At 64.2% G+C, this 20,531-nt stretch carries 21 protein-coding genes and 1 pseudogene; 11 read left to right on the top strand and 11 right to left on the bottom strand.

Annotated features, from left to right (window positions below; all coding sequences use genetic code 11):
- Nucleotides 1–30 precede the first annotated feature (30 nt).
- A complete protein-coding gene (locus tag ABH922_RS05030; protein WP_424805885.1) occupies nt 31–966 on the top strand; it encodes an alpha/beta hydrolase in 936 nt (311 codons plus the stop codon).
- Here the strand turns inward: ABH922_RS05030 and ABH922_RS05025 are convergent.
- Nucleotides 960–1,844: an ABC transporter substrate-binding protein gene (locus ABH922_RS05025; protein WP_424805884.1), complete on the bottom strand. Its 885-nt coding sequence runs from the start codon at nt 1,842–1,844 to the stop codon at nt 960–962. The two genes, ABH922_RS05030 and ABH922_RS05025, sit on opposite strands and share 7 nt — an antisense overlap.
- 198 nt (nt 1,845–2,042) lie before the next feature.
- Between ABH922_RS05025 and ABH922_RS05020 the strand changes: the two genes are divergently transcribed.
- From ABH922_RS05020 to ABH922_RS05005, 4 genes are read left to right on the top strand one after another with little or no spacing between them, the layout of a single operon-like run.
- Nucleotides 2,043–2,990 (top strand): ABC transporter substrate-binding protein, encoded by a 948-nt coding sequence (locus ABH922_RS05020; protein ID WP_424805883.1) that lies wholly within the window; start codon nt 2,043–2,045, stop codon nt 2,988–2,990.
- 4 nt (nt 2,991–2,994) lie between these two features.
- Nucleotides 2,995–4,140 carry an ABC transporter ATP-binding protein gene (locus ABH922_RS05015; protein ID WP_424805882.1) on the top strand — a complete coding sequence of 382 codons (1,146 nt, stop codon included), beginning with the start codon at nt 2,995–2,997 and terminating at the stop codon, nt 4,138–4,140.
- A gap of 4 nt (nt 4,141–4,144) precedes the next feature.
- Nucleotides 4,145–4,834 carry an ABC transporter permease gene (locus ABH922_RS05010; protein ID WP_424805881.1) on the top strand — a complete coding sequence of 230 codons (690 nt, stop codon included), beginning with the start codon at nt 4,145–4,147 and terminating at the stop codon, nt 4,832–4,834.
- Nucleotides 4,831–5,520 (top strand): ABC transporter permease, encoded by a 690-nt coding sequence (locus tag ABH922_RS05005; RefSeq protein WP_424805880.1) that lies wholly within the window; start codon nt 4,831–4,833, stop codon nt 5,518–5,520. The genes ABH922_RS05010 and ABH922_RS05005 overlap by 4 nt, the downstream gene beginning before the upstream one ends.
- A 108-nt stretch (nt 5,521–5,628) precedes the next feature.
- Here ABH922_RS05005 and ABH922_RS05000 read toward each other — a convergent pair whose 3' ends face one another.
- The 3 genes from ABH922_RS05000 to ABH922_RS04990 all read right to left on the bottom strand — a co-directional run bounded on the left by ABH922_RS05000 (nt 5,629) and on the right by ABH922_RS04990 (nt 8,584).
- The gene (locus tag ABH922_RS05000) at nt 5,629–6,822 is read right to left on the bottom strand and encodes an NAD(P)-dependent malic enzyme (protein ID WP_424805879.1); all 1,194 of its coding nucleotides are present in this window, start codon (nt 6,820–6,822) and stop codon (nt 5,629–5,631) included.
- A 455-nt stretch (nt 6,823–7,277) separates the two neighbouring features.
- Entirely contained in the window at nt 7,278–7,688 is a 411-nt protein-coding gene (locus tag ABH922_RS04995; protein WP_424805878.1) for a hypothetical protein, read from the bottom strand.
- A gap of 41 nt (nt 7,689–7,729) precedes the next feature.
- The gene (locus tag ABH922_RS04990; RefSeq protein WP_424805877.1) at nt 7,730–8,584 is read right to left on the bottom strand and encodes a PHP domain-containing protein; all 855 of its coding nucleotides are present in this window, start codon (nt 8,582–8,584) and stop codon (nt 7,730–7,732) included.
- A 144-nt stretch (nt 8,585–8,728) separates the two neighbouring features.
- Between ABH922_RS04990 and ABH922_RS04985 the strand changes: the two genes are divergently transcribed.
- A complete protein-coding gene (locus ABH922_RS04985) occupies nt 8,729–9,805 on the top strand; it encodes a magnesium and cobalt transport protein CorA (protein ID WP_424809569.1) in 1,077 nt (358 codons plus the stop codon).
- Nucleotides 9,806–9,854: 49 nt separating this feature from the next.
- Here ABH922_RS04985 and ABH922_RS04980 read toward each other — a convergent pair whose 3' ends face one another.
- Nucleotides 9,855–10,439, bottom strand: a complete 585-nt coding sequence (locus ABH922_RS04980; protein WP_424805876.1) for a suppressor of fused domain protein — start codon at nt 10,437–10,439, stop codon at nt 9,855–9,857.
- A gap of 68 nt (nt 10,440–10,507) precedes the next feature.
- Here ABH922_RS04980 and ABH922_RS04975 point away from each other — a divergent pair, with 68 nt between their 5' ends.
- The 3 genes from ABH922_RS04975 to ABH922_RS04965 all read left to right on the top strand — a co-directional run bounded on the left by ABH922_RS04975 (nt 10,508) and on the right by ABH922_RS04965 (nt 12,430).
- Nucleotides 10,508–11,206: a metallophosphoesterase family protein gene (locus tag ABH922_RS04975; protein WP_424805875.1), complete on the top strand. Its 699-nt coding sequence runs from the start codon at nt 10,508–10,510 to the stop codon at nt 11,204–11,206.
- Nucleotides 11,196–12,059: a chromosome partitioning protein ParB gene (locus ABH922_RS04970; protein WP_424805874.1), complete on the top strand. Its 864-nt coding sequence runs from the start codon at nt 11,196–11,198 to the stop codon at nt 12,057–12,059. Before ABH922_RS04975 ends, ABH922_RS04970 begins: the two co-directional genes overlap by 11 nt.
- 137 nt (nt 12,060–12,196) lie before the next feature.
- The gene (locus ABH922_RS04965) at nt 12,197–12,430 is read left to right on the top strand and encodes a hypothetical protein (RefSeq protein ID WP_424805873.1); all 234 of its coding nucleotides are present in this window, start codon (nt 12,197–12,199) and stop codon (nt 12,428–12,430) included.
- A 43-nt stretch (nt 12,431–12,473) separates the two neighbouring features.
- Here the strand turns inward: ABH922_RS04965 and ABH922_RS04960 are convergent, their stop codons facing one another.
- The 6 genes and pseudogenes from ABH922_RS04960 to ABH922_RS04935 form a co-directional block, all read right to left on the bottom strand.
- Nucleotides 12,474–13,643 (bottom strand): ABC transporter ATP-binding protein, encoded by a 1,170-nt coding sequence (locus ABH922_RS04960; RefSeq protein ID WP_424805872.1) that lies wholly within the window; start codon nt 13,641–13,643, stop codon nt 12,474–12,476.
- Nucleotides 13,644–13,647: 4 nt separating this feature from the next.
- Nucleotides 13,648–14,478, bottom strand: a complete 831-nt coding sequence (locus tag ABH922_RS04955) for a carbohydrate ABC transporter permease (RefSeq protein ID WP_424805871.1) — start codon at nt 14,476–14,478, stop codon at nt 13,648–13,650.
- Between the two features lies 1 nt (nt 14,479).
- Entirely contained in the window at nt 14,480–15,361 is an 882-nt protein-coding gene (locus ABH922_RS04950; protein ID WP_424809568.1) for a carbohydrate ABC transporter permease, read from the bottom strand.
- A 68-nt stretch (nt 15,362–15,429) separates the two neighbouring features.
- A complete protein-coding gene (locus ABH922_RS04945) occupies nt 15,430–16,785 on the bottom strand; it encodes an ABC transporter substrate-binding protein (RefSeq protein ID WP_424809567.1) in 1,356 nt (451 codons plus the stop codon).
- Between the two features lie 206 nt (nt 16,786–16,991).
- Nucleotides 16,992–17,486 carry a general stress protein gene (locus ABH922_RS04940; RefSeq protein ID WP_424805870.1) on the bottom strand — a complete coding sequence of 165 codons (495 nt, stop codon included), beginning with the start codon at nt 17,484–17,486 and terminating at the stop codon, nt 16,992–16,994.
- Nucleotides 17,487–17,610: 124 nt separating this feature from the next.
- A pseudogene (locus ABH922_RS04935) lies at nt 17,611–18,574 on the bottom strand (HpcH/HpaI aldolase/citrate lyase family protein).
- Nucleotides 18,575–18,694: 120 nt separating this feature from the next.
- Between ABH922_RS04935 and ABH922_RS04930 the strand changes: the two are divergent.
- Entirely contained in the window at nt 18,695–19,981 is a 1,287-nt protein-coding gene (locus tag ABH922_RS04930; RefSeq protein WP_424805869.1) for a magnesium transporter MgtE N-terminal domain-containing protein, read from the top strand.
- Complete coding sequence (locus tag ABH922_RS04925; protein WP_424805868.1) at nt 19,978–20,526, top strand: DUF1003 domain-containing protein; 549 nt, start codon at nt 19,978–19,980, stop codon at nt 20,524–20,526. The genes ABH922_RS04930 and ABH922_RS04925 overlap by 4 nt, the downstream gene beginning before the upstream one ends.
- The last annotated feature ends 5 nt before the right edge of the window (nt 20,527–20,531 follow it).

Raw genomic sequence — 20,531 nt, 5'->3', positions numbered from 1 at the left:
CTGAAGTTCGAGCGTTAAGGAGCCCTGCCGGTGAGTACGTTCACGCTGCCGCTACCTGTGGTCGGATTCTTGTTGAGACCGTACTTCCGGTTGGCCTTCGACGTGCACCTGCCGTATCGCCTCCAGCGTCTCTTGCTCGAGGCCGGGGCGCCGCTGCAGCGAATTCCGGCAGGCGCCGTGGTGCGCCCGTTGGAACTCGCCTGTCGCCCGGCGGAGAAGGTGACCGTGGGTGCGACCGAACGCCCGACGGCAGTTCTCTACTTGCACGGCGGCGCGTACACCCTGGGTTCGCCGCGCACGCACCGCTCTCTGGCCGCGCATCTGGCGCGAGAATCGTCGGCCGCGGTGTTCACTCTGGACTACCGGCTCGCCCCGGAGAATCCGTACCCGGCCGCCCTCGACGATGCGGTGGCCGCATACATGCAGTTGACCACCGAGTTCGGCTACGCCCCGGAACAACTCGCCATCGCCGGGGATTCGGCCGGCGGCGGGTTGGCCGTGGCTACCGCGTTGAGACTGGTGGAGCGGCACGGCATCACGCCAGGAGCGCTCGCGTTGATCTCGCCGTGGGTGAATCCCGGAGATCGCAATCCGTCGAGGAAGGCTGATCTGGTGGTCAACACGGCCTGGTCGTTCGACGCCGCGGACGCTTATCTGGGCGGCGCCGATCCGCGCGAGAGCGGGTACGCGCCGATCTTCGGCAATCTGGAAGTGCTGCCGCGTACCCGAATTCACGTCGGCACCGACGAAGTCCTCTATCCGCAGGTCATGGATTTCACCGACAAACTTGCCGCGGTCGGCGTCGAGGTCTCGCTCGTCGAATACGCGAAACTGTGGCACGTCGCGCATGCACAGGCGTCCCTGGTTCGCGAAGCTGCCGAAGCGGTGGCGGATCTCGGTCACTTCCTGGCGACGGTCCTGGCCCGCACTCCCGAGAACGTTTCGTCCGAGACGCAACACTACTGACGGGTGTCCCACCACTGACGGGCCACGGAAGCCGCGGTCGCCGAACCTGTTTCGACCTGAGAAATCATGGTTGCCAAGTCCGTGGTGGACAATTCGCCCGCCACGACACTCAAAGCCTTGATCTGGGAGTCGCCCAGAGCGCCGACACGAAAGAGCGGTACCACGTTCTGGGCCGCGAGCACGTGCTCGGTATCGGCGAGGACCGTGACGGACCCGGATTGAGCGTGTTCGGACAGTGTGGTGGTACCGAAGACGGTCCTCGAGTCCGGGCCGGCAGTGGCGCCAGTGCGTACACGCGCGAAACGGCAATCCCCGCCGTCTTCCAGTTGCGCTATCCCCCGGTTGTTCTCGAACTCTTCCGTCACCACGGCGGTGGCGGTGGCGCAGGACGGCGCGAAGTCGGACAGTGTCGTCGATTTCATCGTTTCGGCATACGCGCTGTCGATCGCCAGCACGGCCCTGTCCTCGGCGGTCGCGTAATCCGACACTGCAAGTCCTTCGGGCAGTGATCGACTCAACGCCTCGAAGACGTCGTCACCGGTGCGCGCTCGGCTCGACGGATCATAGTGAGCCAGAAGGGATCCTGTGAATTCCGGGACGAGCGTCACTTCGGCGGAGTCGAGGGCGGCCAGTCGCGCAGTTCGGCCGTCGGCTACGACATGAACGGATACCCGAGTGCCCGACGTCTGCAACACTGCGGCGTAGATTTCGGCGAGCACGGCACCACGGGGAGTCGAGTCCGAAGCGACGACGACAGTATCGGCCTCATCTGATCGGTCGCGGTCGGTCGCGGAGATTGCGGTACTGCAGGCACCCAGGACCGGAAGTACCGCGAGAGCCGCGAGCACCGATGACCACTTCGCCTGCCTGCCCGTCACCGCAACCCTCGCATTTTCTGTATCACGCGCATCTTCCGCAGCCGCGCATTTCCACTTGGCCGGATCGAAAACCGTGCCTTGTCGGCACCTATCGTTACACTTGTCGAGCGATGCGCGGTAACCAGTCCTGGCGGCCACTCGGTGGGTCTCGTCGTGAAGGGGCATGGTCGCCGACGCCCGAAACACGGAAGGACGCTCATGCGCACCTCACGATTTCGTTCCAGCCGCTGGCTCGTCGCAGCGGCAGCAGTAGTTTCCCTCACCGCACTCACTGCCTGCGGTAGCAGTGACAACACACCGTCGAGTTCGAGTGGAGACAGCAACGCCGTCATCGTCGGTTCGGCGAATTTCCCGGAATCGGAGACCATTGCGAACATCTATGCCGAGGCGCTCCGCGTCAACGGTTTCGACGTCTCCACCACGTTCAACGTCGGTAGTCGCGAGGCTTACATCCCGGCGCTGAAAGACGGCTCCATCGACGTGATTCCGGACTACACGGGCAATTTGCTGCAATATCTCGATCCGAAGGCGACCGCAACCTCCTCCGCCGACGTCCTGGCGGCTTTGCCCGCCGCACTGGGTTCCGATCTGGCCATCTCCACGCCTGCCTCGGCCGAGGACAAGGATGCCGTGGTCGTCACCAAGGAAACCGCCGACAAGTGGAATCTGAAGACGATCGCCGATCTGGCACCGCATTCGGCCGAGGTCAAGTTCGGTGCGCCTGCCGAGTTCCAGGAACGCCCCGTCGGGCTGCCCGGGTTGAAGGCCAACTACGGCCTCGACATCGCGGCGTCCAATTTCGTTCCGATCGGCGACGGCGGCGGACCTGCCACGGTCAAGGCGTTGTCGTCCGGCGACGTCACCGCCGCGAACATCTTCACCACGTCGCCGGCGATTTCGGCCAACAACTTCGTGGTCCTCGAGGATCCGAAGAACAACTTCCCCGCCCAGAACGTGGTGCCGGTCCTTCGCGCGTCGAAGTCCTCGGACAAGCTCACCGCAGTGCTCGACGCGGTGTCGGCAAAGCTGACCACCGATGGGTTGATCGCCCTCAACGACCAGGTGTCCGGCGAGTCCAAGACCGAACCCGCGGCCGCAGCCAAGTCGTGGATTGCCACGCAGGGTCTCGACAAGCCGGTTTCGTAACCTCGTGATCACCTTCGAGGGTGTCACCAAGCAGTACCCGGACGGCACCACGGCGGTGGACCGACTCGACCTCACCATCGAGTCGGAGTCGTTCACCGTCTTCGTCGGCCCGTCCGGGTGCGGGAAGACCACGTCGATGCGGATGATCAACCGCATGATCACTCCGACGTCGGGAACGATCACCGTCGACGGGCGTGACATCGCGCAGACCGACGCGGTGAAGCTGCGGCTCGGTATCGGTTACGTGATCCAGAACGCCGGTCTGCTTCCGCACCGAACCGTGATCGACAACGTCGCGACGGTCCCGGTGCTTCGGGGTGCATCACGTCGCGCCGCCCGTAAGGCAGCCTTGGGTGTGCTCGAACGGGTAGGCCTGGATCCGGCACTGGCCACTCGATACCCAGGCCAGCTTTCCGGTGGTCAGCAGCAGCGTGTCGGTGTCGCCCGCGCGTTGGCGGCCGATCCGCCGATTCTGCTGATGGACGAGCCGTTCAGTGCTGTCGATCCGGTGGTCCGCGAGGACCTGCAGACCGAGATGCTGCGTCTGCAGAGCGAATTACGCAAGACCATCGTCTTCGTCACGCACGACATCGACGAGGCCGTGAAACTCGGTGACCACATTGCCGTGTTCGGCCCGGGCGGCCGCCTTCAACAGGTGGCCGCCCCGCGCGATGTGCTTGCCTCCCCGGCAACCGATTTCGTGGCGGGTTTCGTCGGACGCGATCGGGGCTATCGCGGTTTGTCCTTCCGGGCGGCGGACGAGGTGCCGGTACATCCGATCCGAACGGCGGCCGAGGGCGAACTGCCTTCGTTGCGCCTCGAACTGGGTGAGTGGGTTCTCGTGGTGAGTGAGACCGGCACTCCCAGAGGCTGGATCGACGTGACCGGCGTCGAAGGGTTGCGGGCAGGTCGGACCCTGGATCAGTCCACGTCGGCGGGCGGCTCGCTGTTCTCCCCGGACGGCGATCTGCGACAAGCGCTGGACTCGGCCATCTCGTCGCCGTCCGGTATCGGGGTTGCCGTCGACGCTGACGGCGTCGTCACCGGTGGGATTCTCGGCGCGGAAGTGGTGGCCAAACTCGCCGAGCAGCGGCGACGCGAAGACGAGGAACGCAACCGGGTGGCATTCACCGAGGGATTCGGGACGTAACGGCATGCGGTGGCTCATCGACAATTTCTCGACGGTCCTCGGCTACACGCAAACCCATCTGTATCTCGCGTTGGTACCGTTGGCGATCGGTTTACTGATCGCCATTCCGGTGGGGACGGCAATCAGGAACGTCAGATGGCTCCGCCGAATCACGTTGACGCTGGCCAGTATCGCCTTCACCATCCCCTCGTTGGCCCTGTTCGTCACCATTCCTCAGATCTTCGGACTCAAGACGCTCGACCCGATCAATGTCGTGATAGCGCTCAGTGTGTACGCCACCGCACTTCTCGTTCGTGCCGTTCCGGAGGCCCTCGACTCGGTGCCGAGCAGTGTCGTGGACGCATCCACCGCGATCGGGTTCACACCGCTGCGCCGCGCGTTGACGGTCGAGTTACCGCTGGCACTTCCCGTGTTGATCGCCAATATCAGAGTGGTTGCGGTGACCAATATTTCGATGGTGTCGGTCGGGTCGTTGATCGGAATCGGCGGGCTGGGTGTGTTGTTCAAGCAGGGTTACGATCGTGATTATCCGGATCAGATCCTCGCCGGCATCATCATGATCGTCGCGTTGGCTCTTGTCATCGATCTGATCCTCTACCTGATCGGACGCCTGCTGACACCCTGGACGAGGACGTCGTCTAAGAAGTCGTCGGCCGTCCTCGCTGCCGTTGCCGCCGAAGGGGAACCGGTATGAACATCTTCACCGGAGCCTGGGATTACATTGCGGACCCGGCCAATTGGAGTGGTGACACCGGAATCGGCAACCGAATCGTCGAGCACCTGTGGTACAGCTTCCTCGCCGTCGTGGTGGCCGCGGCCATCGCAGTCCCGATCGGCTTGTTGATCGGCCATCTGCGGCGCGGCCAGATCGTGGTGGTGAGCTTGGTCAACGCCTTGCGCTCGCTGCCTACCCTCGGTCTGTTGACGTTCCTGGTCCTGCTGATGGGCCTCGGTGTGATGCCGCCGATTCTGGCGCTGGTGATCTTGGGCATTCCTCCGCTGCTGGCGGGCACGTACGCCGGAATCGCCAACGTCGACCAGGGCGTGGTCGAGGCTGCGCGGGCGATGGGAATGACCGAGTTGCAGGTGCTGCTGCGAGTGGAGATCCCCAATGCTCTGCCACTGATTCTCGGCGGGTTGCGCAACGCGACACTGCAGGTCATCGCGACCGCGACGGTGGCCGCATACGTCAACCTGGGCGGTCTCGGGCGCTATATCTTCGACGGACTGGCACTGTACAAATACGACCGGGTGATCGTCGGCGCCGTGCTCGTGGCTTTGCTCGCCCTGATCGTCGACGGCCTACTCGCGCTTCTGGTCTGGGCATCGGTACCGGGTACCGGGCGTCTACGGCGCACCCCGGACCTGTCTCGGCTGTGACAGCGGCGGCGGAACCGGTCCGGGTGGCGCGGAACGGCCGCAGTGGAACACGAAAGACCCCGGCCCCATCCTGATCGGGATGCGGCCGGGGTCTTGTCGGTCTCCCTCTTAGCTGGTCACGCCCTCAGCATGTGCTGCGGCCGCGACGGCGTCCGCTACGGCGGGCGCCACGCGAGGGTCGAGTGGACTCGGGACGATCTTGTCCGCTGCCAACTCGTCACCGACCACCGAGAGGATTGCTTCGGCGGCGGCGAGCTTCATACCTTCGGTGATCCGGCGGGCACCGGCGTCGAGCGCGCCCTTGAACACTCCGGGGAAGGCGAGAACATTGTTGATCTGGTTCGGGAAATCGCTACGCCCGGTGGCGACGATGGCTGCATACTTGGCGGCCACGTCGGGGTGGATTTCCGGGTCGGGGTTGGAGAGTGCGAACACGATCGACTCGGGGGCCATGGTCGCGATGAGCTCTTCCGGAACGGTACCGGCCGACACACCGAGGAACACGTCGGCTCCGTCGAGGGCCGCGATCGCGCCACCGTGCACCGAGCGCGGGTTGGTCCGCGCCGCCAGTTCGGCTTTGACGTCGTTGAGATCGGTGCGCTCGGACGAGATGACACCTTTGGAATCGAGCACGACGACGTCGGTCACACCGGCAGCGAGCAGGATGTTCGCACAGGCGACGCCGGCTGCACCCGCACCCGAGATGACGACGCGCAAGGTGGTGATGTCGCGACCTTGAACTTTGACGGCACCCTTGAGCGCGGCGAGAACCACGATTGCGGTGCCGTGCTGATCGTCGTGCATGACGGGGCAGTCGAGCGCTTCGATGACGCGCTTCTCGATCTCGAAGCACCGCGGCGCCGAGATGTCCTCGAGGTTGACGGCTCCGAAGCTCGGACGCAGCCGAACGAGGGTCTCGACGATCTCGTCGGGGTCAGTGGTGTCGAGCACGAGCGGGATGGAGTTCAGACCGGCGAAGTTCTTGAACAGCGCCGACTTTCCTTCCATGACGGGAAGGGAAGCGCGCGGCCCGATGTCGCCGAGGCCGAGGACCGCGGTTCCGTCGCTGACGACGACTACCAGGCGGTTGGTCCAGGTGTACCGGTCGGCGAGGGTCTCGTCGGCGGCGATTGCCCGGCTGACCTGTGCTACCCCGGGGGTGTACGCGATGGACAGTGCCCGCTGGGTGTCCAGCGGAGCGGTGGTCTCTACCGAGAGCTTTCCGCCGACATGCGCGGCGAAGATTTCTTCGTCGGTGAGCTCTACTTTGGGGGCGTTCACTGCTTCAGTCACGGGGGACACGATGACACTCCTGATTTGTCCAGCCCATTCCGGGTTGGGTTACTGGGAAGTAATCCGTCGAACCGTTTTGAATGAGACTTCAGCACGGCCTGAGTTCAGAACTTCGCACACGACACAGAGCACTTGATCGTTCGGCATGGACAGGAAAGTTGACCTCTGCACATCCGAGGCGTCATGGTCGCGAGCTGGTGAGCTCTGGCAGATCCATGCAATCGGAAGTCCACGATTTGTATCGGGGAGCTTACGGTTCGAATCCGGGCGGTGGCGCCGGACGCGAAGCCCCTTCAGTTTGCCACCTGTATGGGATCACAATCAAATCTTCCGCACGAGGGCGAGTCGGCCAGGCCGGCGCTTCGTCCCCACCGGCGCTTCGTCCCCACCGGCGCTTCGTCCCCACCGGCGCTTCGTCCCCACCGGTGCTTCATCCCCACCGGTGCTTCATCCCCACCGGTGCTTCATCCCCACCACTGTGTGGCGAGTACCGCTCCGACGATGACCAGTACCGCCAGCGAGCCGACGACGGCGGCGAGCCCACGTCTACGGTCGCACCAGATCTGACCTGTCACCGCCGCCACCGCCCCGACGACGTGCACTGCGACCGATTGCGTACCGGGCCCCGGAAAACCGCGGGCACCGCCCAGGTATGCGGATCCGATGACGACGAGTGTCAGGACGACCAGCCCGGCGGCGAGAGTTCCGCTGAGCGCGCGCAATGCACGGATCAGCAGCCATTGACGATCGTCCTCGTGGTGGTCGGCATCGTCGTAGTAGCCGTACTCGCTGCCCTGGTACTCGTTGACCTGGTACTCGTTGCCCCGATAGTCGTCGTGGCCGGATGCGTCGTACCGGTCGTTGCCGTATGTCATCTACGACACCCCTGCCATGACGTGGGCAATGCCGTCCCGCCTCACCGGGACAGCACCTCTACACCGGTGGCACGCGAGACGAGCTTGTCGAACTCGACGAGTTCTGTCAGCTCGTCCCCGAGCTCGATCGTCTTGTTGTCGCCGTGGTAATCCGAGGAACCGGTGACGACCAGTCCCAGTTCTTCTGCCAGCCGCCGCAGTGTGGCGCGGTCGGCCGGGGCGTGATCGGGGTGGTCCACTTCGAGTCCACCCAGCCCTGTCTCGGCCAACTCCCGGACGTGATCGAGGGACAGGAGGCCACCGCGAGATCGTGCCCGACCGTGTGCGAGGACGGTCACTCCCCCGGCGTCGGCAACCAGTTCCACGGCGCGACCCAGCGGGGTGTCGTATTTCGGGACGTCGTAACGGCCACCGCCGGCCAGCAGATTCGAGAAAGCCTCACCGATGGTCGAGACCACCCCGGCACGCAGCAACGCCGCTGCCACGTGTGGACGTCCGACCGAAGGCCCGGCCTCCTCCAAGATCTGATCGGGGTCGATCGGCAAACCGTCGCGGGCCATGAGTGTGGCCATCTCTCGGATTCGTTCGACTCGCTCGGCGCGGAGTCGTTCGCGTTCCCGCGCGAACGGCACGTGCGCGGGATCGAACAGGTATGCCAGCAAGTGAACCGGCACCGGCCACCCGCGCTCCCCGAACCCCTCGCAGGACATCTCGATTCCGCGCACCAAACTGACACCGGCAGGCAACGCGTCGGCAGCTTCGCCCCAACCTGCCGTCGTGTCGTGATCGGTGATCGCCACGACGTCGAGGCGGGCGACTGCTGCTGCACGCATCAATTCCGCCGGACTGTCGGTACCGTCCGACGCCGACGAATGGGTATGGAGGTCTATACGCACCGTCCCAGTCTGTCAGCAATACGGCCGTGGATCTCACACCGGTGGCAGGTGCCGTGCTCTGACGTACGATTACGCCGCAGCAACAAGGCAATTCGTTCGCAGTGGTACTGCACACCGACTATCGAAGGAGCCTGCGTGCCATCCATGCCGTCTCGACCGAGCTGGACGAACGTCAGACCCACCCCGGTGTCGGCGCCGACACCGAAGATTCCGCTTCCTGCGGCGCGCGCGATAGTCGACTGCGCCGTGTACGTGGACGGGGCCCGGCTACCCGGTCGGTACACCCATCGCAGTGCCCTGGCCGAGGTTCGCGAGCGCGGTACCGGGTTCGTCTGGGTGGGGATGCACGCTCCGGACGAGGGCCAGATGCAGGACGTGGCAGAAACTTTCGGGCTGCACGAGCTGATGGTCGAGGATGCAGTACACGCGCACGAACGACCCAAGCTCGAACGCTACGACAACGTGATGTTCCTGGTTCTGCGGACTGTGGTCTACGTTCCCCACGATTCGGTGGCCACTGCCAACGAGATCGTGGAGACCGGGGAGATCATGATCTTCGTGGGACCGGATTTCGTGATCACGGTCCGACACGGTGATCATTCCGAGCTTGCCACCGTACGCACCTCGCTCGAGCAGAACCCGGAGCGTCTGGTGATGGGCCCCTTCGCGGCGCTGCATGCGATCACCGACCACGTCGTCGACTCGTATCTGTCGGTGATTCAGCTGGTGGAACAGGACGTGGACGGGATGGAGGAATTGGTCTTCAATCCTCGCCATGCCATCGCCGTCGAACACATCTATCTCCTCAAGCGGGAAATCGTGGAGCTGCGACGTTCCGTCACGCCACTGGGATTGCCACTGCTCCAGCTCACGCAGCCGGCCGGCGGGCTTGTTCCCAAGGAGATCCGCCGATACTTTCGCGACGTGCGCGATCATCACACCATCGTCGCGGAACGGATCGCGGAGTACGACGAGGTGTTGAGCTCGCTGGTCGATGCGGCGCTGGCGAAGATCGCGGTGCAGCAGAACACCGACATGCGCAAGATTTCCGCCTGGGTGGCCATTGCGGCGGTGCCGACGATGGTCGCCGGTATCTACGGCATGAACTTCGAATACATGCCCGAGCTGTCATTCCATTACGGGTACTGGACCGTGCTGGGCGCAATCGCCACGGTGTGTGTCGGACTGTTCGCGCTGTTTCGCCGTAACAACTGGCTCTGATCTACAGCACGTCCGATCTACAGCACGTCCGATCTACAGCACGTCCGATCTACAGCGAGGCAGCCGACCTTCGGGGGTCGGCGGTGTCGATTCCGGCCTCGTCCCAGGCCTCACGCAGCGCCGGTGCTCCACGTAAACGCACCCACGCCGCTTCGGTCCCGGTCAACGGGACCACAGCCAGGAAGCGGACCGGATCGAAGGGCTCCGGGAGGGTCAGATCGTCGATACCGCTCGCCCCGAGCAGCACGGCGGTGAACGGCGCACCCACCCACAGTGGCTCGCCCAGATCCAACAGGGCGTCCTCGAGCAGGACGATGCCTTCCACCGAGGGCGCGGCGGCCAACACGGCGAGGGTCCGGGTGATGCCCGACGCGAGAGGTGCACCGCCGCGCAGGGCCAGAACCAACTCTGCGCGCGGGCCGCGGGTGGGATCGGCGATCAACTCGCCCGGATCACCCATCGGGTGCCGCGAGCAGCCGAGGGTGACGTAGCGGATCAGGCCGTCCGAGGACTCGAATCGCAGGACGTCGAGGGGTTCGACGCCGAGGAACGTCACCGAGGCGGTGGCGGGCTCGGGGCCCTCGATGCTGCTCAGGAGATGAGCGCGGACTGCGGGCACGACAGGCTCGGACATCACTACATCTAAACATCACGCGGTACGTTCACGGCGCGGCGACGCCGAACTGACGGTAGCGTCGGCGCATGGTGTCCGTTCTCGCCGTCAGCGACGAGCCCGTCGCTTTCCTGTGGAGTCCCGGCGTGCGTGACCTCGACGTCGACGTCGTGCTGGGTGCGGGAGATCTGCCGTTCGCGTATCTCGAGTACCTGTCCGACCAGTTGAACGCTCCGTGTGTGTTCGTCCCCGGCAATCACGACGCCGACCTGTCGGGGTATTCGGAAACACGAGTCGGGTTCACCCGGGCCGGAATGCCCGCGACCTGGCCGGGTCCGGTCGGTTCGGTCAACGCGGACGGACGGGTGGTCACCGTCGCCGGTTTGCAGATCGCCGGGCTCGGTGGGTCCATCCGCTACAACGACGGACCCAATCAGTGGTCCGAGCGTCAGCAGAGTCGCCGGGCGGGATCGCTGCGGATACGTCACTACTGGCGATCGAAGCTTCCCCGGGCCCGTTCGGATGTGGACGTGCTGCTCACGCACAGTCCGGCCCGCGGGATCGGCGACGCCGACGATCGTCCGCACCGGGGGTTCTCGTGCTTCAACGCGCTGATCGACGCCCTCGATCCTTCGGTGATGATTCACGGCCACATTCATCCCCACGGACGGACGCCACTCGACTTCGAAGTGGGTCGTACCATCGTTCTCAACACCGTCGGTTTCACACTGATGGACATCACTCCTGGTACCCGGCCGAAGATCGTGAGGCGCCGACATGGTTCGTGACACCGGATTTCCGACGGCCGACGCGGAAAACGATTTCGCTCGCCAACGCCGGCGCGCGGACGTCGCCCGTCTGGTGAGTTGGCTACGGCGTGAACCCGACGACGTCAACGCCGTGCTCCCCTTCGACGAGGTGGTGGCAGCTCTCGGCAAGGTCGGCGAGAAGTCGTTGGGTCTGCAGGTGGTCGCGGTGAGTTCGATTGTCGGAAGTGTCGATCGCACCGGCGATTTCGACCGCTATTTCCGGCCGACGTCGGCGCATTCGCGTGCCAGATGGGAGCGACTCGCCGTGGCTCAACGGCGCGGCGAATCCGTACCGCCGGTGTCGCTGTACCGCATCGGGTCGATGCATTTCGTCCTCGACGGCCATCATCGCGTCTCCATCGCCTGCGCGATGCACATGGGCACCATCGACGCCTACGTCACCGAAATCCTCACTCGGATATCACCGGAAGGCATCACCCAGCGGGCCGACCTTCTGATCAAGGATCACCGTCGGTTGTTCCTGACGCGGGTTCCACTGGCCGAAGCGCAACGTGACGCGGTCAGTGTCACCGACCCGTGGGAGTATGCCGAACTCAGTGAATGCGTCGAGGCCTGGGGCTTTCGCCTGATGCAGGAGAAGGGCGAGTTCGTGACACGAGACACCGTGGCGCGCCGCTGGTTCGGTGAAGAGTTCCTTCCCGTCGTCCGGATGCTGCGCGCTGCCGACATGTTGCCGGAGCACACCGACGCCGAGGCGTATCTGTGGATCGCGCGTGAACGCTACCGTCTGGTGCGTCGGCACATGTGGAACGACGAGATAGTGGCAGAACTTCGCGATCGGGCGCCGCGCAAGTACAAGCACACGACCTGACCCGCCGGACGGGCACATGAGGCGTAGCTGAGCCGTTCATCCCGATTCCCTGTGAATGCGCTTCGCGTAGTGCCCTTCGGCCGAATCGAGGCATACGGTGGTGACACAAGCAAATCGATCCAGCCCGAGGAGCCACGATGAACCTGACACGACCGGGAAAGCGCCGTATGGCAACACGTTTCGCCATAGCAGGCGCCCTCGCCGCAGCGCCGGTGACACTGGCCACAGCAGAGGCGCAGGCGACCCCTGTGGCTACCCATCACGATCAGTTCGGCGAGTTGGCCGCCCTACCGGAGGCCACGAGCACCGCGCCGGGTCCGGAGCAGATTCCTCAGCCCTGGCCCGACACCTACCTGCTCACCGTCTCCTGACCGACCGACCGGGCAGGGCCGAGCGGCCGCACCGTCCGAGCGGTCAGAGAAGCAGATTCGCCCCGGTGTTGCCGTCGAAGACGGACAGCTTCGCCGGATCGAACCACAGTTCTACCGACTTCCCTTGCCGTACGGTGGATTCCGATGACAACCGCGCCACCAACTGTCCACCGCCCGCAACTGCGGTACCCGAATCTGCGGCCAACTCCTCGAGTTCGCGTGAGGACACGGCCGGCCCGCCGGCATGGAAGTACGCGTACTTGTCCGAGCCCATCGACTCGAGCACGTCCACGTCCACGGTGAACGTCCCACCGGTCACCTTCTGCGACGCGTCGACCAGCGCGGCATCCTCGAAATGTTCGGGCCTGATTCCGACCACCACGTCCTTGGCGGCCTTGCCGGCGTGAATCGTCGACAGGGCCGACGCCGGTAGCCGAACGTCACCGATCGGTGTGCTCACCCCGTCGGCCGCGAGTTCGCCGGGGAAGAAGTTCATCGACGGCGATCCGATGAAACCGGCGACGAACAGGTTGTTGGGGTGATCGTACAGTTCCTGCGGCGCACCGATCTGCTGCACGACACCGCCGCGAAGAACCACCACCCGGTCCCCCAATGTCATCGCCTCGGTCTGATCGTGGGTGACGTAGACGGTGGTAGTTCCCAGACGCTTCTGCAACCGAGCGATTTCGGTGCGCATCTGCACACGCAGCTTGGCGTCGAGGTTCGAGAGTGGTTCGTCCATCAGGAACGCCTTGGGGCTGCGTACGATCGCCCGTCCCATCGCCACCCGCTGGCGTTGGCCACCGGACAGGTTGGCCGGCTTGCGGTCGAGGTGCTGCGTCAGGTCGAGTACCCGGGCCGCGTCGTCGACCTTCGCGTTGATCTCGTCCTTGGACATCTTGGCCAGCGTCAGGGGAAAGGCGATGTTCTGCCGCACGGTCATGTGCGGGTACAACGCGTACGACTGGAAGACCATGGCGATGTCACGATCCTTGGGCGCGCGTTCGTTGACCCGCTCGCCCGCAATCCGAAGTTCGCCGGTGGAGATGTCCTCGAGCCCGGCAATCATATTGAGAGTGGTGGATTTACCGCACCCCGAGGGCCCGACGAGAATGATGAATTCGCCGTCGGCGATGGTGATGTCGACGTCACTGACAGCCTTGGCGCCGTCGGGGTACAGCTTGGTCACCTTGTCCAGCACTATCTCGGCCACGGGTTTATCCCTTCACTGCGCCGGAGGTCAGCCCGGCCACGATACGACGTTGGAAGAACAGGACAAAGATGATGATGGGGATGGTGATGACCATGGCGGCCGCCGCAATCGATCCAGTGGGTTCCTCGAACTGGGACGCCCCCGTGAAGTTGGCGATCGCTGCCGGTGCGGTGATCGATCGTTCGGTGGAGGTCAGTGAGATCGCGAAGAGCAGATCGTTCCAGCAGAAGATGAAGACCAGAATGCCTGCGGTGACGATACCCGGCGCCGCCAACGGAGCTACGACCTTCCGGAACGCCTGCCCCGGTGTGGCGCCGTCCATCTGCGCCGCCTTCTCCAACTCCCATGGGATCTCCTTGAAGAAAGCCGACAGGGTGTAGATCGCCAGTGGGAGCGCAAATGTGATGTACGGCAGGATAAGTCCGGCCCAGGTGTCGAAGAGACCGAGTCTGCGTTCGATATCGAACAGTGGGCTCACCAACGAGATCTGCGGGAACATCGCGATCAACAATGCGACGCCCACCAGCAGCTTCTTACCCGGGAAATCCAGGCGGGCGATGGCGTACGCGGCCATCGTTCCGATCACCACCGCGATGACGGTGGAGATCAAGCCGATACCGATCGAGTTGATCAGCGCACTGGTGAACGCGTTGGTGTCGAAGATTCCGCGGTAGTTGTCCAGAGTCCACTTCTGGGGGATGAAGCGGCCGTCCTTGATGGTGCCTGCCGGTTTGAAGGACAAGCTCGCGATCCACAGCACCGGAACGAGTGCGTAGAGCAGCACCAGGAGATTGACGACGGACCAACTCGTCTTGCGTCTGACGGTGTCGACCATGTCAGCGTCCTTCCGTGTCTGATCCGGGAGCGGAGGCACCGAAAAGTTTGATGAAGACGAAGGCGATCAATGCCACACAGATGAAGATCAGAACACTGATCGCCGATCCGATCCCGAGATTGAAGGCCTTGAAGAGATTGTCGTACCCGAGAATCGAGAGCGATCCGGTGTCGTTCGCGCCTTTCGTGAGCACGTAGATGTTGTCGAAGATGCGGAACGCGTCGAGTGTGCGGAACAGCAACGCCACCAAGATGGCAGGCTTCATCAGCGGCAGGATGATCCGGATCAGCCGCGTCCAGGCACCCGCGCCGTCGACCTGGGCCGCTTTGAGGAGATCATCCGGAACCAGAGCGAGCCCGGCCAACAACAACAGCGCCATGAACGGTGTCGTCTTCCAGACCTCGGCGAGTACGATGATCGCCAACGACGGAATCTGTTGCGTCAGTGGAGCACTACCGTCGGGAAGAAGATTGGCCAGATAGCCGGTGCCTGGCGTCCAGGCGTAATACCAACTGTACGCCGCCGCGACGGTGACGATGCCGTACGGGATGAGCACGACGGTGCGGACCAATCCCTTGCCGACGATCGTGCGATGCATGACCAACGCCACGGCGAGCCCGAGAACGAATTCGATGATCACCGAGACGACGGTGACGGATGCGGTGACGGCAAAGGCCTGCCACCAGTATCCGTCCGAGAGAACCGACCCGTAATTGGAGAACCACACGAACTTTCGCTCGTCCGGGAATCGAAGATCGTAGCGCTGCATGCTGAGCCACACGGCGTACACCACCGGGTAGGCGGTGACCGCGATCATCAGCAGCGCCGCCGGAGCGACCAGCCACAGCCCCAACCGCCGTTCGGCGGACTTGCCGTCGGACATCTTCGTCTTCACGGGCTCGGCTCGATCGGCAACTGCCGTTGCCCCGCCTGATATTTCGGGTTCGATGGTCACGGAATCAGCCCCTCGGAGTTGACTGCCTTACGTACCTGATCCGCCAGCTTGTCCACCGTCGACGACGGATCGATCTTCGAAACAGGATTGAGTGTGGCAGTGATGAGAGTCGAAATGCTTTGATATGCCGGAGAAACCGGTCGAACTGCGGCGGTGTCGAGACTGTCCCGCACCTCACGCCACGCCGGGTACGCCGCCTGGAACGCCGGATCGTCGTACAGGCGCTCGAGGGTCGGGGGGACGCCGCCGGCCACCGCGTTGTTGCGCTGATTCTCCTCGTTACGCAAACACGTGAGCGCCTCGAACGCGAGGTCCTGATGCGTGCTGGTCTTGGCCACCGCGACGTTGAACCCGCCGATGGTGACCTGGGCCGGCTTACCCTCGATCACCGAAGGGTACGGGGCTGCAAGGAAATTGCGTTCACCGTTGACGGTGAGAACGGTGTTGCCGGTGTTGCGGCCGGTGACGTTTCCCTTGTCGTCGATGTACGGCAGATCGCGTTTCTCGGAGTTCTCCAGTATTCCGGGCAGGACGAACGGCCAGTTGACCTGGAAAGCCGACTTGCCGCTCTCCATGCCCAGCCGCGATGACGCCTCGTCGCTCTGCGAGATCGAGGGATCGGCGCCCTTCGCCGTGGCGACCCGCTTCATCACCGCGAGCGCTTTCTCGGCGGCGTCGCCGTCCGCCACCGTGACCGTCGTACCGTCCGGGCCGACCACGGTGCCACCCGCACTCGCCAGCAAGGTGTTGAACCAGACCATCAGGCCCTCGTACTGTTTGCCCTGCACACCGATCCAGCTCGGTCGGCCGTCGGACGCCAACTTCTCGGAGATGTCGACCATCTGGTCCCAGGTCTGCGGCGGCTTGCCGTCCGGCATCAGATCCTTGCGGTACCAGAGCAGTTGGGTATTGGTGTTCAGCGGTGCGGCATAGAGGGTGTCCTGCCACGTCGCGGACGCCAGCGGACCGGCCAGGGTTCCGTCGCTGACCTCGTCCGCGACGTCCTCGGGCAGTGGCACCGCCCAACCGGCCTCGGCGAACTCCGCTGTCCACACCACGTCGAGTGTCATCAGATCGAGAGACGAATCGTTTCCGGTCAGTCGGCGCGCCAGCTGAAGTCGCTGATCGTCCGCACCTTTGGGCAGCGTCTTCTGCTCCACTCGGTAGCGGCCGCCGGAATCGGTGGTACACACCGCAGCCGCCTGTGCGTACTGCTCGGCCCCGTCCGCTGCCGTGTAGAAGCTCAACACGACGCCGCCACCGTCGTCGGATCCACAGGCAGTCAGGAGCGGCGCCGCCAACAGCGTCGCCGCGCACAGCAACCCCACCTTCAGCGATGACCTCGTCGCCATCGCATTCGCCTTCTTGTTCGCCACGGCCGCCCCTTCGGGTCGGGCGGCGCCGCACCGGTCACCCAGCCGTCACGCCACGCATCTGCCTCCGTTGCGGGACGGCGATGTCGCCGTCCTGCATACCGTCGTCAGTGAATGTGATTCACATCACCTAAGGGATCAACCTAACGGAGTTCGGTCAACTTGGCAGAGCTAGCGAGGAAAAACTAGAGAGCGAGCTTGGCGAGCAGGTCCCGCGCGGACTCTGCGGTCTTGGGCTCACACAGCACGTCGTAACGCCCGGCGACCAACTGCATCGTGGACGCGAAATCACGCTGACCGCGCGTGGCCGCGTACGGAATCGTCGTCGAAATGATGCCGAAGATGATGCCGCCGACGATGCCGGTGATCAGTGGCGCGAGAAAACTCGTGGTGAACAGTCCGAGCAGTAACCCGAAGAACACACCGAGCCACGCGCCGGAGACCACTCCGCCGCCGATCACCTTCCCCCACGTCAACCTACCGAGCACGCGCTCGACCTGCATCAGATTGACGCCGACAATCGTCACGTCCTGGACGGGAAACTGCTGATCGGACAGATAGTCGACGGCTCGCTGCGCTTCGGCATAGGTGGGGTACGAGCCGATCGGCCATCCGGACGGCGGTGTCGGCAACGCTCCACGGCGCGACCCATTCGACGATTGTGCGAGCGGATTGGACATGGCTGACGACGCTCCTCTTGTCGGATACGTCACCCGACACAGGCGACGCATTCTTTACCACCCCATTGTGCCCTCCACTGCCATCGAGACCGTCACCGACGCGACCAGTTCGGCCGGTCGACGATCACGAGTGGCCGGGCGCCGTGAACTCCGACGTCCGAATCATTCCGGCCGCCCGTCCCTTCGCCGAGATCACCAGCGCCATCTTGCGACTCGCCTCGTCGATCATCTCCGCACCCAACATGACCGCCCCGCGCCCGCCGCCGGCCGCGGACGTATGGAAGGCGTAGGCGTCCAGAATGAGCTCGGCACGGTCGAAGTCGGCCTGACGTGGGCTGAAGACCTCGTTGGCCGCCTCGATCTGAGTGGGGTGCAGTACCCATTTGCCGTCGAAACCGAGCGCCGCCGATCGCGCTGCCGACCGCGTGAACGCCTCGACGTCACGAATCTGCAGGTAAGGGCCGTCGATCGCCTGCACACCGTGCGCCCGAGCGGCCACCAAGATCGTCATCAGGACGTGGTGGTACGCGTCGCCGCGGTCGTAGCCGTCCGGCTGCTCCCCCACCACGAGCGTGCGCATGTTCAAGCTAGCCATCATGTCCGCCGGGCCGAGCACGAGCGCGTCCACCCGTGGACTGGCCGTCGCGATGGCGTCGATGTTCTTCAATCCGAGCGCGCTCTCGATCTGCGGTTCGATACCGATCCGGCCGACCTCGAGCCCGTTCGCCTTCTCTACTTGGGTCAGCAGTAGATCCAAAGCCTGCACGTGGGAGGCGTCCGGAACCTTGGGCAGCAGGATCGCGTCGAGCGTGGATCCGGCGCGAGCCACCACTTCGGCGACGTCGCCGTAGGTCCACTCGGTGGTCCAGTCGTTGACCCGCACCACCTTCAGCTGGTTTCCCCCACCCGTCCTCGGTCAGCGCATCACCGACGCTCTCGCGAGCCGCCTGCTTCGCCACGGGGGCGACGGCGTCTTCGAGATCAAGGAAGATCGCGTCCGCAGGCAAGGACTTGGCCTTGTCGATCATCTTGCGGCTGCTCCCCGGAACTGCCAGAACTGATCGACGGGAACGGTGACGTGAACTCATCGGAGAATGTCCTTCGCTGTGGTCGAGGAGGCGATCAGTGAAAGATCCCACTCCGGAAGTCATTGCCGCGCGCGTCGTGCCGTTGCCGATTTCGGCGCTCGACGAATTAGCCTTGCCATCATGGCAGCAGCAGGAAAGGTCTTTGCAGCCAGGCTCGCCGGCCTGGTTGTCCTCGGTCCGGACGGAGAATCGATCGGTCGGGTGCGTGACGTGGTCATCACCGTCCGCATCGGACGCCAACAACCACGGGTGCTGGGCCTGGTGATCGAAATGTTCACCCGCAAACGCATTTTCGTTCCCATGTTGCGCGTGACCGCAATCGAGCCCGGTGCGGTCACACTGACAACCGGCAACGTCAGTATCCGCCGGTTCACCCAGCGCGCCGGTGAAGTACTGGCACTGGCTCAGGTTCTCGATTCACATGTGCGAGTGGACGACCCGGAGCTCGAAGAGCTCGACGGCGTGGACACCGTGGTCGTGGACCTGGGAATCGAATCGACCAGGACCAGAGACTGGGTGGTGTCCAAGGTCGCCGTGCGCGGTCATCGAGGCCGGCTCGGCCGCCGCGCCGCGATGCACGTCGTCGACTGGCAACACGTGACGGGCCTGACGCAGAGCGATCTCGCCCTTCCCGGCCAGGGCGTTGCCCACCTGTTGGCGCAGTACGAGGGCATGCGCCCTGCCGACGTGGCCAACGCGATGCGAGAGCTTCCCGAGAAACGCCGGCACGAGCTGGCGGTGGCGCTCGACGACGAACGCCTGGCCGACGTCGTGCAGGAACTACCTGCCGACGATCAGACCGACTTGTTGATGCACCTGGAAGTCGAGCGCGCCGCCGATCTACTCGAAGCGATGGACCCCGACGACGCCGCCGACCTGTTGGGCGAGCTGCCCGAGACGGAAGCAGAATCGCTCCTGCAGTTGATGGATCCACAGGATTCCGAACCCGTCCGACGACTCCTCGCGCACTCGCCGAACACCGCCGGTGGCCTGATGACGCCGGAACCGGTTGTCCTGACCGCCTCCACGACCGTGGCGGAGGCACTGGCCCGAGCCCGCAACTACGACGTGACGCCCGCGCTGTCGAGCATGGTGTTCGTCGTACGTCCACCTACCGCCACCCCCACCGGGCGCTACCTCGGCTGTGTTCATCTGCAGAAGTTACTGCGGGAACCACCGGCGAGTCTGGTCGGCGGAATCCTCGACAGCGACATGCCTCGACTGGCCCCGACCGACTCGTTGGCCGCTGTCACCAGATATTTCGCCACCTACAACCTGGTGTGCGGTCCGGTGGTGGACGACGAGAATCATCTTCTCGGCGCTGTGACGGTCGACGACGTGCTCGATCACCTTCTGCCCGAGGACTGGCGTGAAGACGACTCCGACAACGAGGGACTGATTCGATGAGTGATCGAACGTCGAGTAGCAACGCCAGGCAACGGCTGGAGACGCCGCGCGGCAATCGGCGGTTCCAACTCGATTTCGACGTCGAGGCGGTGGGCCGGGTCAGCGAACGGATAGCGCGCTTCCTCGGGACGGGTCGCTATCTGGCGATCCAGACGATCATCGTCATCGTCTGGATCCTGATCAATGTGTTCGCCGTGAGCCTGGAATGGGATCCGTACCCGTTCATCCTGCTCAACCTGGCTTTCTCCACTCAGGCGGCGTACGCCGCGCCGCTGATTCTGCTGGCACAGAATCGTCAGGAGAATCGCGACCGGGTCTCCCTCGAGGAAGACCGTTCACGGGCCGAACAGACGAAGGCGGACACCGAATTCCTGGCGAGGGAGCTCGCCGCGTTGCGGATCGCCGTCGGCGAGGTCGCCACTCGCGACTACTTGCGCCGCGAACTCGACGAGATCAAGGCCATCCTCGCTGCCGACTCCGAGCCGGCGCCCAAGAAGAAAAAACAACAGCGCGAATCGGCGTCCGCGAAAGTCACACCGCAGTGACCGGG

Origin of the sequence: Rhodococcus sp. 27YEA15 (assembly GCF_049739425.1) — a bacterium.
Lineage (GTDB): Bacteria > Actinomycetota > Actinomycetes > Mycobacteriales > Mycobacteriaceae > Rhodococcus_F.
The sequence above is the reverse complement of the archived record's forward strand: the minus strand, read 5'-3'. Positions and strand labels throughout refer to the sequence as shown.

Excerpts from the sequence above, each read along its gene's own strand:
- ABH922_RS04965 (WP_424805873.1), top strand. The coding sequence starts at position 12,197 with ATGAACCTGACACGACCGGGAAAGCGCCGTATGGCAACACGTTTCGCC.
- ABH922_RS04945 (WP_424809567.1), bottom strand. The coding sequence starts at position 16,785 with ATGGCGACGAGGTCATCGCTGAAGGTGGGGTTGCTGTGCGCGGCGACG.
- ABH922_RS05010 (WP_424805881.1), top strand. The coding sequence starts at position 4,145 with ATGCGGTGGCTCATCGACAATTTCTCGACGGTCCTCGGCTACACGCAA.
- ABH922_RS04955 (WP_424805871.1), bottom strand. The coding sequence starts at position 14,478 with ATGGTCGACACCGTCAGACGCAAGACGAGTTGGTCCGTCGTCAATCTC.
- ABH922_RS04950 (WP_424809568.1), bottom strand. The coding sequence starts at position 15,361 with ATGTCCGACGGCAAGTCCGCCGAACGGCGGTTGGGGCTGTGGCTGGTC.
- ABH922_RS04995 (WP_424805878.1), bottom strand. The coding sequence starts at position 7,688 with ATGACATACGGCAACGACCGGTACGACGCATCCGGCCACGACGACTAT.
- ABH922_RS05020 (WP_424805883.1), top strand. The coding sequence starts at position 2,043 with ATGCGCACCTCACGATTTCGTTCCAGCCGCTGGCTCGTCGCAGCGGCA.
- ABH922_RS05005 (WP_424805880.1), top strand. The coding sequence starts at position 4,831 with ATGAACATCTTCACCGGAGCCTGGGATTACATTGCGGACCCGGCCAAT.
- ABH922_RS04925 (WP_424805868.1), top strand. The coding sequence starts at position 19,978 with ATGAGTGATCGAACGTCGAGTAGCAACGCCAGGCAACGGCTGGAGACG.
- ABH922_RS04930 (WP_424805869.1), top strand. The coding sequence starts at position 18,695 with ATGGCAGCAGCAGGAAAGGTCTTTGCAGCCAGGCTCGCCGGCCTGGTT.
- ABH922_RS04975 (WP_424805875.1), top strand. The coding sequence starts at position 10,508 with ATGGTGTCCGTTCTCGCCGTCAGCGACGAGCCCGTCGCTTTCCTGTGG.
- ABH922_RS04940 (WP_424805870.1), bottom strand. The coding sequence starts at position 17,486 with ATGTCCAATCCGCTCGCACAATCGTCGAATGGGTCGCGCCGTGGAGCG.
- ABH922_RS04970 (WP_424805874.1), top strand. The coding sequence starts at position 11,196 with ATGGTTCGTGACACCGGATTTCCGACGGCCGACGCGGAAAACGATTTC.
- ABH922_RS04980 (WP_424805876.1), bottom strand. The coding sequence starts at position 10,439 with ATGTCCGAGCCTGTCGTGCCCGCAGTCCGCGCTCATCTCCTGAGCAGC.
- ABH922_RS04985 (WP_424809569.1), top strand. The coding sequence starts at position 8,729 with ATGCCGTCTCGACCGAGCTGGACGAACGTCAGACCCACCCCGGTGTCG.